The following is a 16897-nucleotide window of genomic DNA, read 5'->3' as shown; positions in this document are numbered from 1 at the left end:
TAAATGAAGAAATCTTGCTTCATTTTTTTATTACTGTTGTTGATTTGCAATGAATTACTTTATTCACAGTTTTTTTATTTTGGCAGGAATAAAGTTCAATACACGCAATTCGACTGGCATGTTCTTGAAACCGAGCATTTCGATATATATTATTACAACGGGATGCAGGAGTTGGCTGAGAAAGGGGCTTATGTTGCCGAACAATCTTACAAAAATCTCGAACAAAAATTTAATCATAACGTTCTTAAAAGAATTCCATTAATTTTTTATAGCACTCATTTACATTTTCAGCAAACTAATGTAACGCCGGGTTTTATTCCGGAAGGTGTGGGAGGGTTTTTCGAATTTATTAAAGGACGAGTCGTAATTCCTTTTAACGGTTCGCTGGAACAGTTCCGGCATGTAATCGAACACGAGCTTGTGCATGTTTTTATGTACAGTAAAATAAATAGTGTGATGCGGGATCATCGTGTATTTACCGACCGCCTGCCCCCCCTCTGGTTTGTGGAAGGAATAGCCGAATATTGGTCAACCGATTGGGATAACCAAGCCGAAATGATTCTTCGCGATGCCGTTCTGAATAACTACATTGTTCCGTTGGATAATATTGATAGGATTTACGGAACTTATTTGATGTACAAAGAAGGGCAGTCGATTGTTGAATTTATCGCTGAAAAATTCGGTGAAGAAAAAATTCTGCTGCTGATGGAAAACTTCTGGAAGGAATCTACTTTTGAAAAAGTTTTTAAACTTACCCTCGGTGTTGACTATGAAGAATTTGATAAAGATTGGATTTATTCCCTGAAAAAAAAGTATTATCCGATTCTATCAAACCAAGATCAGGCCGGAAATGTAACCGAAGAATTGGTAACTAAAGGATTCAACTCGAAACCGGTGTTTTTTAAACTACAGAATGCCGACACTTCACGTAAGATGTATTTCGTAGCCAACCATTCGGGATATTCGAGTATATATGAATTAGATTTGAACACTCCCGAGAAGAAACCGAAGTTATTGATAGAGGGAGAAAGAACAGATGAATTCGAGGCATTCCATTTATTTCAAAACAAGTTATCAATATCGAAGGATGGTGTATTAATTTTCGTAACAAAGAGTGGTGAGAACGATGTTCTGCATTTGTTCGATTTAGCGGGCAAAAAAATTATCGAAACACTCCGTTTTTCAGATTTAATTGCATTAGGATCGGCTTCGTGGTCGCCCGATGGTAAGCAGATAGTTATTTCCGCAACCGATATTTCAGGAAGTTACGACCTTTATATTTGGAATGTGGATGAAAAGGCTTTAAAAAAATTAACTAACGATATGTACGATGACCGAGACCCCTCGTGGTCTCCCGATGGTAAGCTGATAGCTTTTAGTTCCGATAGAACTCCTTTCGGAAAACACGGAGTTTATAATTTATTTAGCTACAACCTCGAAACATCAGATATCGGGTATCTGACTTACGGTGGAAATAATTATTATTCGCCCGACTGGAGTGCCGACGGCAAGTGGCTGATGTTCGCATCGGATATTGGCGGTTCGAGAAATATCTGGATGATGCAAAATGATAGTAAGCATCCACGGGAGATGAGAAAGCTAACAAATTTCACGACAGCCGCTTTTGACCCGACATTCGCTGATAGCAGCAGAATACTTTTTGCGGTTTTCGAAAATTATAGTTTTCAAATTCGTACGATCGAAAATGTAAATGCTATTTACGATTCCTCATCAACGAGGCGAACTGTAAACATCCTTCCGTTTGAAGAAAAGTGGATTCCTAAATCTATTATCGGTGTTTCAGAAACAAAGTCGCTTAAATATATCGATGAATACAGTCTCGATATTGCACAAAGTCAGATATCTACCGATCCGGTTTTCGGAACATCAGGCGGGGCATTCGTTGCCTTGAGCGATCTGTTAGGAAACGAGCAATACTATTTTCTAATTTACAATACTGCTCAAAGTCAATCGGAGCTTTTGAATAGTTTTAATTTCGCAATTAGCCGCATCTCTTTAACACAACGGACAAACTTTGGTTATGGGATATTCAGATTTTCGGGTAGGCGTTACGACCTCACCGATCCTGATTATTTTTACTTCGAAAGAGTATTCGGCGGATATTTTGCGTTGAGTTATCCGTTATCAAAATTCAAGCGCCTCGAATCGGTTACAAGCATCAGTAATTCTGAGAAAGAAATTATCGAGACTATTCGTGGTCGCAAAGCCCTCTTTTTGTCGAACTCCATTACGTTTGTTCACGATAATTCGCTCTGGGGTCCAAGCGGTCCACTCGATGGCAGCCGATTTAAAATTACTTTTGCTTACACAACCGACATCCAATATTCGAATGCGAATTATTACTCATTTATTTTTGATTATCGCCACTACATCAGGTTGACGCAGCGGAGCGCTTATGCTATGCGCTACTGGTTGTTTTACAACGACGGACAAGAGGCGAGACGATTTTTTATGGGTGGCAACTGGGATTTGCGAGGCTATCCACGCTGGTCGCTGCGAGGGCAAAAACTATGGCTTGTTTCGCACGAGTTACGATTTCCGTTTATCGACCAAATAACGGTTAAATTCCCCTTTTTCGGGCTTACTTTTGTAGGTCTTCGAGGTGCTGCCTTTTTTGATGCAGGAAATGCTTGGGATAAAATTTACATTGAAACTCTGGCAAGCTACGGCGCAGGGCTGCGTTTAAATTTAGGCGGCTTCCTTGTGCTGAGATATGATTTCGGAAAACGTATCGAAAATAAACTTACTACTGTTCAGAAAGATTACTTCCATCAATTTTTCTTCGGGTGGGATTTTTAAATGCAAAATTTCTTTCGTAATATTTTCGTCGTGTATTTTATGCTTGCAATAAATATTTTCAGTTGTAGCGTAATCAAATTAACGAAACAAATTAAACCGCAAGCGACCGATTGGATTCAATATGGCGGTAACCATCTACGGACGAACTACAGCAAAATAGAATTAACACCACCGCTCGTACCGGTTTGGGAGTATGACGCCGAGGCAGGGTTCGGACCATACTCGTTAACTGCATCCGATAGCATTCTCTTCGTTGGAAATTTACGCGGCGATTTACATTTAGTCGATATCCAATCCGGCAATAAAATTAAAAAGCAAAAATTTGGAACAGCGATTACCGGGCCAGTTGCTCTGACTACAGGCGCTGCATATATCGCACTGTTGAATAATAGTAAAACACTTGGGAAGTTTGATTTGCTCAACGGTAAGTATGAGTGGACGATAAATGTCGGTCAAATTGAAACACCGCCTTTGCTTTATGGTAACCAGGTTTTTGTTGCATCTCTTGAAGGTAAGTTATCAGCAATTAATGTACGCACAGGAATTCTTAATTGGGAGTTTGTCTCCGCGAAAAAAAATGTGAAACCAATGCGGTCGGCACCTGCTACCAATGGAAACACAGTTGTTGTAGGCAGCGACGATGATAATTTGTACGCTGTTGATATCGATAACGGAAAACTTAAATGGAAATATACAACCGATAAGAGTATTTTTTCATCACCATCTATCGTTGGAAATGCTGTTGTGTTTGGCTCGCTCGACGGATATTATTATTGTGTGAATATTACGGATGGTAATTTGATTTGGAAGAAAAAATTTTCAGCTCCCATTTTTTCATCCCAAGCTGTTTCGGATTCGTTTGTGTATGTTGGAGCTTCAGATGGAATGTTGAGATGTTTAGATATTACAGACGGTACGGAGAAATGGAATTTTAAAGCTCAAAGTAATTTTTATGCCGCACCGATAATATCCGGCAATATACTTTACATTGGCTCGCTCGATAAAAAATTGTATGCTCTTAATATCCATACGGGCAATCTTATTTGGTCGTATCTTATGAAAAGTAGAATTAAATCATCTCCCGTTATTTGGGGCGGATACCTCTTTGTTTTAACCGACAATCAAATTGTTACTGCTTTCGTTGAAAGTATAAAAGACTTCAAATGAAATCAATTCTAAAATATATTACTTATTTTTGCTTCATAATTTTAATCTTTACTCATACTCACGCTCAAGATAATGTGGTAATCCCTGAATCGAGAATATCCATTTATTGTAATGTACAAAATGCGAAAATATTTTTAGATACAACATTAGTAGGCTATACACCATTGGAGAATTATACGGTTAAGCCGGGTTTTTATGTTCTGAGAGTTTTGAGTCCTGACGAATGCAGTTGGTTTTCGAAATCATATATCGATTCAATCCAAATTCAACTGAATGAAAATTTTGTAAAGAAAATTGAACTTGAATATATCTGGTTTATTTCTTCCTCTCCGTCGGGCGCGGGTGTTTATTACAAAGATTCGTTGATTGGAAAAACTCCGACAGTGTTTTATTCAAAATCGGATATCAACGTAATAACTTTTAATAAAGCCGGTTACGAAAAACTTACTATACCTAACGACAAAAACAATTCGAGAATCGACGTAGAGCTTCAACCGAAGGAACAAAATATTCTTATCCATCAAAATAAATATTTATCTAATGATGGTAATAAACTTCAAGGGTCGGTTTATGTAGCGGCTGGTGGTACTGTTCTGTTCGGAGCGACGGCAATTTATACAAAAATTAAAGCTGATGAGTATTATAAACTTTATCGAAAAACCGGAGATGCAAGTTTATTAACAAAAGTCCGCAAACTCGATACCTATTCAGGAATTTCATTGGTAGTTGCTGAAATTAGCAGTTTGTTGTTAACATATTTATTATTATCGAAATAAACACACGGGTGTTTGACATTCACGGGTGTTTTCGATATATTTTTAAAAATTTATAAGCCATAGGTTTACAAAATGACAAATACTATGAGTTTTGAAATTAGTGAAGACCTAAAAAAACGGGCTAACGAGGTAAGGCAAAAAGCTGAAGCCGAAGAATTGCTCCGAATTGGAGAATTAGAGAGGAATGTTGCAGAATTTGCACGAATAAGATATCAGGATTTTTTTAGGCAGCACGAAGGCAAATTGAACGAGGCTGAAAAACATAGAAAGAATTCGGAAAATGTTTTATTAGAGAGAGAAGTAGCGATACAGCGTCTTTTGAAAATTGAGCGGGCAAGAAAGATAGAAATTAGAAAACACAACGAGGAAGAACGACAGAAACAATTAGAGGAAGATCAACGCCGCCGAGAAGAAGAAGAACGGCTCAGAATTAAACAAGAGAAAAGCAAGTTTGAAGAAGAGCGACTTCGCCAGATTGAAGAAGAAAAAAGAAGGCTTGAAGAAGAACGCCGGCTTCGTGAGGAGTTAGACCGACTCAGTCGAGAAGAAGAAAAAGCTCGTAGAGAAGAAGAAGAAGCCCGTAAAAAGGAGGAACGAGAGATACGCATTCGAATGATGCTTGAGGAAGCAAAACTTCATATGGATAGGGGAGATTACGATCGTGCTTTAATTGAAATTGCTAAAGCTCTCGTGCACGATTCTCATCACGCTGAGGCATTAGCATTAAGGAAAAAAATACGATCTACTCATCAAATTTTTGAGCCTATAGCTGAAGAAGAAATTGAGACAACGGAAGTTGCCGAAAAAAAAGAAATCGAAAAAGCTGCTGAAATCAAACTTCCTTCTCCGCAGTTTAAAACTCCACGAAGAATTCCATGGCTTGCTCTTATTATGGTCGCAGTTGTTGTGGCGGGTATAATAATTTCACAACTCATCCCAATCATATTCCCTCCAGTTCCTTCTATTGCAGTCATATCATTTAAAAGCAGCACCGGAATATTAGAGGACGACATTCTCGGTAAGGCTTTATCTCAGGAAATTTCAAACCGCCTTGCTACAATACCCGGATTTCAAACGATGGGTATTGCATCAATCAGGACACTCGAAAATTATTCAACCAATATTAACAATCTGATTGTCGCCGCCGGATTTAATTATCAATTGGAAGGAGTAATATCGCGATCGGATAAACAACGGATTATAGATTTATCTTTAAAAGATTCCGCGAACAACGTTATATGGAAAAAACAGATACAAAAAGACGAAAACCTTATAATTGAATTTCCCGCTGAAATATGTAAAAAGATAGCGGATGAATTTCGTGTTGAAGATCTTGAAAATAATCAACAGGCATTCAGGATTTCCTCAAATAATAATACCGCCTTTTTGATGTATCTGCGAGGACTCGAATTACTGCATCGGAACACGTATGAAAGTTGTGAAAACGCTGAACAATTATTCGATTATGCCGCCTCGGAAGATAACAGCTTTACCGAAGCTTTTGCTGCAAGCGGTTACGCTTCGATTTTAAAAATTGAAAATGGGTGGAATAAATCGAAAAAAGTGTTTGCTAAAGCCGAAGATATGCTTCAGCGTGCGGATATTTCCACTTATAAATCGGTACAAACAAAACGTTATCTTGGTTTATTGCACATATATAATAAAAGGTTCAATGCAGCTAATTCAGAGTTGAACGAGGTAATAAAATTAAATCCGAATATTTCAGAAAATTATACAGCTATCGGTAAGCTTTATATTTTTACCGGCAAATATTCCGACGCCATTGATGCTTTAACTAAAGCTTATAATCTTGATCCATTCAATCCTGAAATAATTAAATTTATAACCGCCGCACATCAACTGAAAGAAGAATATAATGTTGCTTTATCTATTTATAATGGATACTTACCGCTAACAAAAGATAGTTCTACATATATTAGTAACTATGTTACAAATGTGATAATGTCCGATCCTACCTTGCTTATAAAATATTCATACCGACTTGTAAGAATCTTTGAAAATTTAATTATCCAAAATCCAAAAGATTATGAAAGCCGATATAAGTTAGCTCGTTTATATCAGGGGATAGGACAATCGAAGGATGCAATGCCCCTTTTAAATAATGCTCTTGATCTTATAGAATTAGAATTAACTAAGAAGCCAAACGATGCTAATCTGGAAATTTATCGTGCATTAATTTACACACGTATGGGGCGATTTGCTGAAGCTGAAAAATTATCACAAAGAGCTATAGCTTTGGCTCCGGAAAATTATGCAATTAATTATAAAGCCGCCCGGATGTATGCGATACAAGGCGGACGAAGCGATACACTAAAAGTTACAACCAAAAACAAACGCAATCCCGAACAGGCATTTAGCAAGGCGTTAGATAAATTACAAAAAGCTGTGTCGTTACATTATAGTACCGAAGAAATATTGGATATCGATTTCTATAATTTACGAAGGACACCTGAATTTTCCGGTGCAATTCGATTGAAAGAAAAATAAAATAGAAGATAGAATATGAAAGGCGATAAAACATTAAGCAAGGACGAAAGGCGAAGGATCGCCGGCGATTATCTTAAAACAGCGGATAAATTTTTTAAAGCCGGTGATTATGGAAAAGCCCTTGAATCAGTTCAGCTTGCGATAGAGATTGATCCTGAGAATTTTTATGCCCTTGCGTATAAGGATAGGGTTAATAATAGCTTAGAGCAACAGCGGGAAATGGATCAATTGGATTCTCCCGCCAACGAAGAGAAAAAATCTGTTGAGGATATTCGGCAGAAGACGCAGGAAGAAGCCCGGCAGAAATTAAAAGACAAGAAAAAACAGGAAAATGACGAAGCTAAACGACTTTCTGAAAATGCTCGCAAACAAGCTGAAGAGGAACTGCGCCGACGAGCGAGTGAACTTGAAATTCTACGCTATGCAGAAGACGAAGAGAAGCGTAAGTTTGATTCTAAAATCAATAAGAAACAAGATTTTGAAGCTGATAAAAGTAAAATTAAAGCCGCTGAAGAAAAACAAAAGCGTTTAGAAAAAGGACTCCTTCCTATCGAAGAAGAACGCCGCAAATTGGGAGAAGAAATTCGTCGCCGTGCTGAAGCAGATGAAAAACTTCGAATCGAAGAAATCAGAAAAGAAGAAGAAGAAAAAAATCGCCGTCAAGAAGCTCAACGCAAAGCCGCTGAAGAAGAAAAAAGGCTCAGACAGGAAGAAGAATTTAGAAAAAAAGAGGAAGAAGAACGCAAAAGGAGAGAAGAAGAAGAAAAACTTCAGCGTGAGGAAGAAGAACACAGAAGAAAAGAAGAAGAAGCCAAAAGAAGAGAAGAAGAAGAACGTCGCAGAATCGAGGAAGAAGAAAGAAGAAAAGCTGCCGAAGAAGCTAAAAGGAAATTAGAAGAAGAATTTTTAAAAGCAGCCGAACAGGAAGGTGCCGAGCTGGCGAAGAATAAAAAAATAATTGAACATTTAAGTGCCGGCAAAGAACTCATTATGGTCGGAAAATTTGAAGAGGCTTCAGTGGAAATTGCTAAAGCTTTGTTGATAGACTCTAATAGCGAAGAAGCTATCAGACTTGAGAAGTTTTTCAAACAAGAACAAATGAAGTTATGGGAAGAAGATTACGAAAAAGCAAAAGTGGTTTCGAAAGATTTTTTATATGAATCTTATAAAAGGACTTTAAAAGATGCATGGATAGAGGGGAGTCCAACTATAGAAGAACTTGCATCTATTGAGACACGCAAAGCTGAGTTAGACATTACGAAAGACGAACACGAAAAGTTCGAACGAGAAATTCAAATACTTTGCTATGAAGAAAATTTACGCGAATGCTGTCGTGATGGTTCAATCAAACCTGAAGAACAAAACCGGCTTGAAATTATCCGGCAGGAATTGAATATTTCACACGATCAGCATGTTAAATTAGAACAAAAAATAAAACAACACGCATAACTTACAGCATCGTTCAAGTGAAACTTTTTTACGATGGCTCCGATACAAACAAAAAAATTAAAGGAATTATTATGAAAATTTTAAAATTACTATTTTTCTTTTTTCTTATTTCTGTAAATGTCTCAAATGCTCAACAACCCGGTTTTTCGAATTTTCATTCTCAAAATGATTTTCTTTTAACATCTCCCGGAGCGATGAAGTTCGGATTATACGGCTATGATAATCCTGCGTTGCTAACATACATCCGTCAACCCGATTTTATGTTCACTTGGTCGGATGCGACAGGAAAGTGGAGCGACTTTAATCGATTGGGATTGTTTACAGCGGCACCGAATATTGGATTTGGTTTGATTCATCAGAAGGAAGCGGGAAAGTCAGTTACTGATTATCGCATGTCTCTCGGCTTCGGCGACAAAACAACTGCCTTTGGACTCGGTGTCGGATGGTCAGCGGGCGACACTAAGTATTTCCATCGAAGAAAAATAATTACTGTAGGATCGCTCTTCAGACCGATTCAATATTTTTCAATCGGTGCAATGGGGACATTCACAAAAGTAGATAGAAAAGAAGGAGTACTCGAATTAGCTGCTCGTCCCCTCGGTAATGAATTAGTAACTTTTTTTGCAGACTATGCCATAGCTAATAAGCAAACTATCAAACAAGGAGCCTGGAGTTACGGCGCTGCTGTTGAAGCATTACCCGGTGTCAGACTTACAGGTCGGTACTTTAATACACAAACATTTACGGTTGGCGTTCAACTTAGCCTGGGTAGATTTGGCGTTTCAACCCAATCGCATTACGATAAAGATAAAAAGCACAATTACAACAGTTATGCAATCAGGATGGGGGCTTATGACCGAACCGTAATTGGTACTAAAGTTTTGCCTGATAAGAAATATATCGAATTAAATTTAAACGGACCGGTAAAATATCAACGCTTCAAACTTTTCGATAAATCGAATACCTTGGCTGGATTACTTACAACTATAAAAGAGGCGAAGTCGGATCCCGGTATTGCCGGTATTGCCATCAACACTTCAGGTTTAATGTCGAACCGAGAAATGCTTTGGGAAATTCGTGAACAATTAAAAGAGTTTAAAGCAACGGGCAAGCATGTTGTTATGTTCATCGACCGTCCCAATATAGACGTTTATCATTTCGCATCTGTTGCCGATAAAATTGTAATGGACCCAACCGGAACGATGACTTTAGAAGGTTATATTATGGGAAGAACTTTCTTGAAAGGTACGTTAGAAAAGTTAGGTATCGGATTCGACGAGTGGCGTTTCTTTAAATATAAATCGGCTGTTGAAAGCTACTCGCGCGATAAAATGTCGGACGCCGACCGTGAACAACGTCAAAAGATATTAGACGATTACTACAAATTAGCAAAGACAGAAATTTGTGAAAGCCGGAAAATTTCACACGACCGTTTCGACATGCTCGTTGATGATGTAGTATTCTTCCTTCCCGATGATGCCGTTAAGGAGGGATTGGTCGATACAATTGGCAGGTGGGAAACTGTAAAAGAAATAGTGAAAAAGTTTGATGGTGAAGAAAAGAAAATGGAGGGTGCCGGTTCACTCGTAAAATTCCAACTTCCCTATGATAATTATTGGGGCGAGCCACCGCAGATTGCGGTGATATATGCGTTAGGCGCCTGCGCTATGGACGAAGGAATAACAGCCCGCAAGCTTGTAAAAGATGTTGAAGCAGTAACAAATAATACAAAAGTGAAAGCAGTTGTTCTTCGCGTTGATTCGCCCGGCGGCGATGCAATGGCTTCAGATTATATCGCAGAAGCTTTGAAAAAATGTAAGGAGAAAAAGCCGGTTATTATTTCGCAGGGATACGTTGCCGCTTCAGGAGGTTATTGGCTCTCAATGTACGCCGACACAATTGTAGCTGCACCGAATACGATTACAGGTTCAATCGGTGTTATAGGTGGATGGCTGTACAACAAAGGATTGAAGGACTCACTCGGTATGACAACTGATTTCGTAAAAGTAGGCAAGCATGCTGATTTGGGTTTTGGTTTTACACTGCCGTTCGTCGGACTTGGAATTCCCGACCGCAATATGACTGAAGATGAACGCTCGAAAGCAGAATTTTTGATAAAAACTAGGTATAAGGAGTTCGTGGATAAAGTTGCTTTTGGACGAAAGAAAAAATTCGATGACATAGAACCGATTGCTCAGGGGCGCGTGTGGTCGGGTTACGACGGCAAGCAGAATGGATTGGTGGATGTATTGGGGGGACTTGAAACAGCAATTCAAATTGCAAAAGACCGAGCAAACATTTGTCCGGATCAGGATGTAAATATAGTTGAGTATCCTGAAAAGGGATGGATTGATATGAGCTTCTTACAGCCCAAACTTTTCGGTGTTCGCGTTGAAGACGACCCAACATTAAACTACATAAAATTTCGTTTGCAGCATAACGGTCAACCGATGCCGATGCTGCCGATAGATGAAATGGAGTTTGGACAGAAGGAATAAACACGCAATGTGCGACTCACTTCCAAAGTGAGTCGCACATCATTAAGGTTCGGAGGTGTAACACAAAAATTATCCCGGATTTGTTATTAGGAATAATCATTTGATACAACGAAGGGCAAACTAAAAAGATTTGTATTAGCCCTGAGTCCTTCAAACCTACTTCTTCTTTCATAGCAGAATATAATTTTAGTTTTCCCTACGTTTCCATTTTTAGGTATGTTTTTCTGACTTGGTAATTTATCTTTTTAACGATAGCTCAAATAGCCCAACTTATTCTTAAACAACAATTTAGCTATACTTTTTTCTAATGGTGGTCATTAGAAAATTATCGCCAATTCAACAGGGGCTTATAGAATATTTAGCGAATAATATATGTAATGTCAAGCGTTCTATGCTGCATCACTTCGCTTATATGTTCAGGAAGAATATCAACCTCATTTGCATAGTTAGCAATTCCTCTAATTATTCAAATTCAATTGTTTATAATAAACTCTTTCTTCTGATTCGGAATGCAAAACTTAACCGTTACGCGGTTAACGACACATTAAATCCAAGAAAATAAGAAAGTAGAATTATAAATAACCAGCACATAGTTGACAACAAAAGTATTGTTAAAATTTTCTCTTTAAAATACTGAGAAAGCGAGACGGACAGTGTTACAAGGAATAGCACAGTAAAAAGGTGAAAACCCAATGATAATATTTTTAAGATACGATGTAAGTCGAAGTAATTAAACAATACTCCGAATTCAAAATAAGAGACATAGTTGTAACATAATAATTTAACTGCTGTATCGAGCATTATCCCGAAGGTGAGTATTGAACTCGCCAACGACAAGCTGTAAAATATGTTAAGAAATGAATTCCAGTAATCGGTAATAAAGGCTAACGTTAACCAAAGTAAAAATGCCAGCATTCCAATCGAATAAGTACTCTTTACCACACCTTGCAAAGCATACAATATTCTAATCATTGTATTGTTGGAAATGTAGTCTATGCCTGCCTCCACCATCCTCTCTGCTTGCTCATTTCGTTCTGAAGCTTTAACACTTTGAAAAGATTGTTCGAGATAGTTTCTGTCTGAAAGTAAAATATAATTAGCAATGAAAATTGAGGAGAAGTATAATAAGAATAGTAAGAGTTTTACTCTATTGTTGATATTGGAAGTTAATTGAAAAATCGGCTTCATTTAATTCAGATCTCTCCTTTTATAAATGATAGCTGATATCAGTAAATACATTAGAACATAACCGAAAGAAAAACCTATGGTTTTTAAATTGACCAAATTATGATTAAGGATACTGTCAAACCCTCTAATATAATATAATGGCGGTAAAGCATTTCCTAAAATCAATTTTAAAATATTATCAGTGTCGATTTGCCCCCCCAACCTCGCTCCCAAATAAAAGCATAAAAATAAACCAACGACACTAATAAATGTCTCGTTTTCGATAAACATATTAAAAAGCGTAAAGATTGCAGTTAGCGAAATGATCACAATTACAAAATCATAACCAACTAACAGCGGTTCTGTGATAATAAAAAACCCGGTTTTGAAAAACAAGACGGCTACCAATAATAATAGAAATATAGACAAGTTTATAATATTGAAGAGATTTATAGCTATGTAATTTGCGATTAAGAAATGTGAGCGAGAAGGAATTTTGGTAAGAACAATTTTAGATAACGGATTTTTTAATGTATGGTTTATGGAGCCCGATAGTACAATTATCATTAAAAATAAAACGATCATTTGAATTGTGCCGATAAACGAAGGCAGCACCATATTTAAAAAAAATCCGGCTTCTTTTATCTGGCTCTTAAATATCTGGATATGTGTTACGACACCATCTTCGACCTTTACATGAATGAAAAATATTAAAATTATTAAAATAGCTATCTCTATACCAATAATAAGTAAAAATACTGGTTCTTTAGAAAGGTCTTTGATTTTTTGTTTAATTATCGGATACATATCCATTTCCCAAATTCGTTATAAAATACTCTTCTAAGGTAGGTATGTTTGATTTAATACTTAGAACATTGATAGATTGTTTATTCAATTCTTCAAGCAGAAGCTGTAAACTCTTACTGTCGTCTACAATGCAGAACCAAGTGTGGTCTTTTTCAATAAGCTTTAAATTTTCCATTGCAGGTTTGAATCCTACCTGAACCTCATAACCGGTTCTTATCTTCAGCATCTCAGCGATATTCCCCGACTTTATTATCTGACCTTTATTGATGATGGCAACCCGGTCAGCCATCAGTTCAACTTCGGACAGCATGTGAGAATTGATGATGACTGTAGCACCATTCGACCTCAGCGATTGTAGTATTTCTCTTACTTTGATTCTCATCAACGGGTCAAGTCCTTCGGTCGGCTCGTCCATAATATAAAGAGGAACGTCTTTAATTATAGCTTGTGCAATCCCAGCCCTCAATTGCATACCTTTTGAAAAGGTTGAGAATTTGCGATGTTGATTTGCGCACATCTCGACAGCATTTAAAGCGTTTTCGATCCGCGTTTTTAACATTTGCCCTTTAATTCCGCTTAACTCGCCTAAGTAATGCAGCAGTTGGTAAGCAGTCATATGCTTAGGAGCTGAAAATATTTCCGGCAGATAACCCACCGAATTTCTGAGATTGTTTTTACCGAATATTTTCTTTTCATAATGGATAGTACCGGACGTCGGATTTACAAGTTCTAAAAGTATTTTTACGAACGTCGATTTTCCGGCACCGTTTAGCCCAATTAAACAAAATATTTCTCCTTCATGAAATTCCAAAGAAACATTCTTTAATGCTTCGACTTTTTTTGGATATACTTTACAAAGATTGTTAACTTCAATTATTTTCATTTTCCTTTAGCCATATATTTATTATATTTTCTTGTCTTGTAAGGTCGATAGGGAATTGATCGTAATATAATATCTTCCCGGCAGAATTCACAACTGACACATTGCTCTTCGACGTGAAATCATCGGTGAAATATGGGAATAAAGGAAATTTAATTTTGAATGAATCCTTCCATTGATTAATTCTTAACTCCCAGAGGCTATCTGTGTCTTGAAACGGACCTACGAATCCTATAATATTTTCACTAACAATATTTGATTCAGAACTTACTATAGAATTAAAAAGCAATATATTTTCTATACAAGCATTACAGTTGAAATCGGACAGGTTAAAGTACACTATCATCTTGTTACAGCCGTCCTTCGATCTATTCTTATCGTTAATCGAATTCTGATAATACTGTATTATCTTTGAATTAAAATATTGTTTACTTTGAGGAACGCGAAATACAGGACTAATTAATCCATATTCGAGATAAAAGATAAACAGCGTACTGATTAAAACTACCAAATGACTCTTTTTATCTTTTTGAACAGAAATATTTGAGCTTAAAAACGCAATAAGTCCAGATAAATTAAAGTACGTAAGATGTGCTATAAACATCTCTTTACTAAAATAAATGTTGTTTAAAATATGCAGGGTGAAAATATATTTCATGCCTATAAGATTATTAAAAATAATATACAGCATCAAACTTTCCAGGATACAAACCCCAATCGCTGTGTAGTATGTTTTAAATCGTAGAAGAATTAATACGCCTCCAATTATTTGAAGCACCAATAATATGATTGGAATCTCTATTCCTGTTGCGGTGCGAAATAGCTTTGAATGCTTGATTAAAAAAGTATAGTCTTGAATGAATATTAATTTTAATATAACATCAAGGAGTAGTAATGCCCCAAAACCTAAAGTTACGTATTGAAGTAGTTTTCTAATTTCATCCCCTTTTAAAATTATATAACTGAATATTGCTTAATTAAGGTCCTATTTTTCTCTATAGTAAACAAATACCCCGATTTATCTAACAAGATTTTAGTTAATTTATTTTGAGAGTTAAACTTTTTGAGATAATTACCTGAAAGGTCGAACTGAAATATATCCCGCATCGGATTTCCAGAATAAGTTCCTCCAAGTATATACAAAAACTTATTGCCGTCCGTACAAATACTGGCTGTGATAGTTCCTTCGGGTACCTTTTGGTTAGAAAATAAGTCTAGCTTCATCGATGTATATTCAGCCCTATCCTTCATAAGAGGATTTTTGAACTTACTTAGAAATTCTCCCGTTGTTTTCCAAATTTCAAACGCGTTCAGAACGACATAGGCAACAATAATTAATCCGTTTTGAGTTATTGTTAAAGAAAATATATCGTCGAAATTATCCCCGCTTGAATGTTTCAAAGAAATCGTTTTAATCAGTTTACCTTCTACATCGTGCTTGAAGAGAGTTTTTCCTTTTTTACCGGTAAACGCTCCAACCCATAGAAAACCATCATGATCGAAGCAGATGTCAAAAACTATTCCTTGAGCATAAATCGTCCTTATAAATTTAAAATCAATTGAAAATATATTTATAAGAGAAGAAATATTTTCTGAGACAGCGATAAAATCTCTTGAACATCCTATCCTGGCGGGATTTTTAAAATTTCCACTGCCATCTGCTTGTAATTCAAATTTATTTAGCAATTTCCCATTTCGATCAAATTCTTTAATACATCCCTCCAATTTATCGACAACCAACACATTCCCTTTTTCAGTAATCGCTATATCGGAAGCCTCACCGATCAATGCCTTTGGATCAGTTCCAATGACATTAACTTCTTTCATCCCCGCTTCTTGCTTTTGGTTTCTTTTTGTACCATCGGATTGGTATCCATAAGATGTAAAAAGAAGAGCAGCAATTAAAATTGTAAATATCGAATACATAAATTAATGGTTTATATTTAAAACAATTGATGAACCATAAATTACATCTGGGAAACCCCACACTATACTTGTTTCAAACTAACATTTGTGAAGTTGATTTCGAAGTACAAATTTTTTAAAATAGATTGCTTCTTCGAATAATGTTAGTAAAATACAAAATTTTCCTCCCCAGATGTCTAGGGCTGCGGTTAATTTTTTAAATTAATGGTTCTCCACCTTGCATGCAATTCAAATAAGCTATATTGCATCCAGTCACGCATAACCAATAGAATGGACCACTCCTGAAAACATCTTCACAGTCCCTGACACAATAGGTTAATGCCGCCTTGCATTGCTTTGCTGTCATATCCGCTGATACTACATCAACCGGACTTACTATAGACAAGGTGACTAATATTAGTATTAGACTCATTAGTACTTTCATAAAATCCTCCATTTACTTTGTTATTTTTTTAGTTAATTGCACATACAATTTAATTGTGCCCAACATAAAAGTCAAGGAAAAAAGTATACCATTTTTATATACCATTTCTTAAGGGCATCTCTAGAAACTCACCGAAATTTGCAGAAAAAAATATTATGCATATATTGGTTGAGAACAATATAGGAAAATATATTTTATGAAACACAAAAACAACCGTTCGCGATCTTTTTTTGACGAACACTATCGACTGGAAAAATTGAGTCAGCATCGCGACCCACTCGAAAATCTTAACGAACGAATCGGCTGGGAGATGTTTCGCCCGATATTGAATGAAGTATTCTACAAAGAAGCCAAAGGTCCTGGCGGTTGCCGTCCATACGATTATGTGCTGATGTTCAAGATACTCATTTTACAACGTTATTATGGCTCATCGTGGAAGTGAGTGGGTAAAAATGATAGATAGAAACAGCGTAAC

General features: G+C 36.7%; 12 protein-coding genes. 7 read left to right on the top strand and 5 right to left on the bottom strand.

Annotated elements, in window-relative coordinates; genetic code table 11:
• The first annotated feature begins 3 nt into the window (after window positions 1-3).
• The 6 genes from QME58_09080 to sppA all read left to right on the top strand — a co-directional run bounded on the left by QME58_09080 (window position 4) and on the right by sppA (window position 11218).
• Window positions 4-2820, top strand: a complete 2817-nt coding sequence (locus QME58_09080) for a BamA/TamA family outer membrane protein (GenBank protein ID MDI6803982.1) — start codon at window positions 4-6, stop codon at window positions 2818-2820.
• The gene (locus tag QME58_09075; protein MDI6803981.1) at window positions 2821-3987 is read left to right on the top strand and encodes a PQQ-binding-like beta-propeller repeat protein; all 1167 of its coding nucleotides are present in this window, start codon (window positions 2821-2823) and stop codon (window positions 3985-3987) included. It begins immediately after the preceding gene.
• Complete coding sequence (locus QME58_09070) at window positions 3984-4763, top strand: PEGA domain-containing protein (protein ID MDI6803980.1); 780 nt, start codon at window positions 3984-3986, stop codon at window positions 4761-4763. The genes QME58_09075 and QME58_09070 overlap by 4 nt, the downstream gene beginning before the upstream one ends.
• Before the next feature lie 72 nt (window positions 4764-4835).
• Window positions 4836-7271 (top strand): tetratricopeptide repeat protein, encoded by a 2436-nt coding sequence (locus QME58_09065; protein MDI6803979.1) that lies wholly within the window; start codon window positions 4836-4838, stop codon window positions 7269-7271.
• Window positions 7272-7286: 15 nt separating this feature from the next.
• Window positions 7287-8720, top strand: coding sequence for a hypothetical protein (locus QME58_09060; GenBank protein MDI6803978.1), 1434 nt, complete (start codon window positions 7287-7289; stop codon window positions 8718-8720).
• A 71-nt stretch (window positions 8721-8791) separates the two neighbouring features.
• Window positions 8792-11218 carry a signal peptide peptidase SppA gene (gene sppA, locus QME58_09055; GenBank protein ID MDI6803977.1) on the top strand — a complete coding sequence of 809 codons (2427 nt, stop codon included), beginning with the start codon at window positions 8792-8794 and terminating at the stop codon, window positions 11216-11218.
• Between the two features lie 525 nt (window positions 11219-11743).
• Here the strand turns inward: sppA and QME58_09050 are convergent.
• The 5 genes from QME58_09050 to QME58_09030 form a co-directional block, all read right to left on the bottom strand.
• Entirely contained in the window at window positions 11744-12406 is a 663-nt protein-coding gene (locus tag QME58_09050; GenBank protein MDI6803976.1) for a hypothetical protein, read from the bottom strand.
• Window positions 12407-13192: a hypothetical protein gene (locus QME58_09045; GenBank protein MDI6803975.1), complete on the bottom strand. Its 786-nt coding sequence runs from the start codon at window positions 13190-13192 to the stop codon at window positions 12407-12409. It lies immediately after the preceding gene.
• Window positions 13176-14075 carry an ABC transporter ATP-binding protein gene (locus tag QME58_09040; GenBank protein ID MDI6803974.1) on the bottom strand — a complete coding sequence of 300 codons (900 nt, stop codon included), beginning with the start codon at window positions 14073-14075 and terminating at the stop codon, window positions 13176-13178. The genes QME58_09045 and QME58_09040 overlap by 17 nt, the downstream gene beginning before the upstream one ends.
• Window positions 14062-14730: a hypothetical protein gene (locus QME58_09035; GenBank protein MDI6803973.1), complete on the bottom strand. Its 669-nt coding sequence runs from the start codon at window positions 14728-14730 to the stop codon at window positions 14062-14064. The genes QME58_09040 and QME58_09035 overlap by 14 nt, the downstream gene beginning before the upstream one ends.
• A gap of 296 nt (window positions 14731-15026) precedes the next feature.
• Window positions 15027-15998 carry a hypothetical protein gene (locus tag QME58_09030; GenBank protein MDI6803972.1) on the bottom strand — a complete coding sequence of 324 codons (972 nt, stop codon included), beginning with the start codon at window positions 15996-15998 and terminating at the stop codon, window positions 15027-15029.
• 620 nt (window positions 15999-16618) lie between these two features.
• Here QME58_09030 and QME58_09025 point away from each other — a divergent pair.
• Window positions 16619-16864, top strand: a complete 246-nt coding sequence (locus QME58_09025) for a hypothetical protein (protein ID MDI6803971.1) — start codon at window positions 16619-16621, stop codon at window positions 16862-16864.
• Window positions 16865-16897: the final 33 nt, after the last annotated feature.

This window comes from Bacteroidota bacterium, assembly GCA_030017895.1.
GTDB lineage: Bacteria > Bacteroidota > Ignavibacteria > UBA10030 > BY39 > JASEGV01.
This window is presented reverse-complemented; position numbering and strand designations above follow the sequence as displayed.

What these genes read in the sequence shown, in the direction of transcription:
- QME58_09080 (MDI6803982.1), top strand. Translation starts at nt 4, where the DNA reads ATGAAGAAATCTTGCTTCATTTTTTTATTACTGTTGTTGATTTGCAAT.
- QME58_09040 (MDI6803974.1), bottom strand. Translation starts at nt 14,075, where the DNA reads ATGAAAATAATTGAAGTTAACAATCTTTGTAAAGTATATCCAAAAAAA.
- QME58_09030 (MDI6803972.1), bottom strand. Translation starts at nt 15,998, where the DNA reads ATGTATTCGATATTTACAATTTTAATTGCTGCTCTTCTTTTTACATCT.
- QME58_09050 (MDI6803976.1), bottom strand. Translation starts at nt 12,406, where the DNA reads ATGAAGCCGATTTTTCAATTAACTTCCAATATCAACAATAGAGTAAAA.
- QME58_09065 (MDI6803979.1), top strand. Translation starts at nt 4,836, where the DNA reads ATGACAAATACTATGAGTTTTGAAATTAGTGAAGACCTAAAAAAACGG.
- QME58_09035 (MDI6803973.1), bottom strand. Translation starts at nt 14,730, where the DNA reads ATGAAATATATTTTCACCCTGCATATTTTAAACAACATTTATTTTAGT.
- QME58_09025 (MDI6803971.1), top strand. Translation starts at nt 16,619, where the DNA reads ATGAAACACAAAAACAACCGTTCGCGATCTTTTTTTGACGAACACTAT.
- QME58_09070 (MDI6803980.1), top strand. Translation starts at nt 3,984, where the DNA reads ATGAAATCAATTCTAAAATATATTACTTATTTTTGCTTCATAATTTTA.
- QME58_09045 (MDI6803975.1), bottom strand. Translation starts at nt 13,192, where the DNA reads ATGTATCCGATAATTAAACAAAAAATCAAAGACCTTTCTAAAGAACCA.
- QME58_09075 (MDI6803981.1), top strand. Translation starts at nt 2,821, where the DNA reads ATGCAAAATTTCTTTCGTAATATTTTCGTCGTGTATTTTATGCTTGCA.
- sppA (MDI6803977.1), top strand. Translation starts at nt 8,792, where the DNA reads ATGAAAATTTTAAAATTACTATTTTTCTTTTTTCTTATTTCTGTAAAT.
- QME58_09060 (MDI6803978.1), top strand. Translation starts at nt 7,287, where the DNA reads ATGAAAGGCGATAAAACATTAAGCAAGGACGAAAGGCGAAGGATCGCC.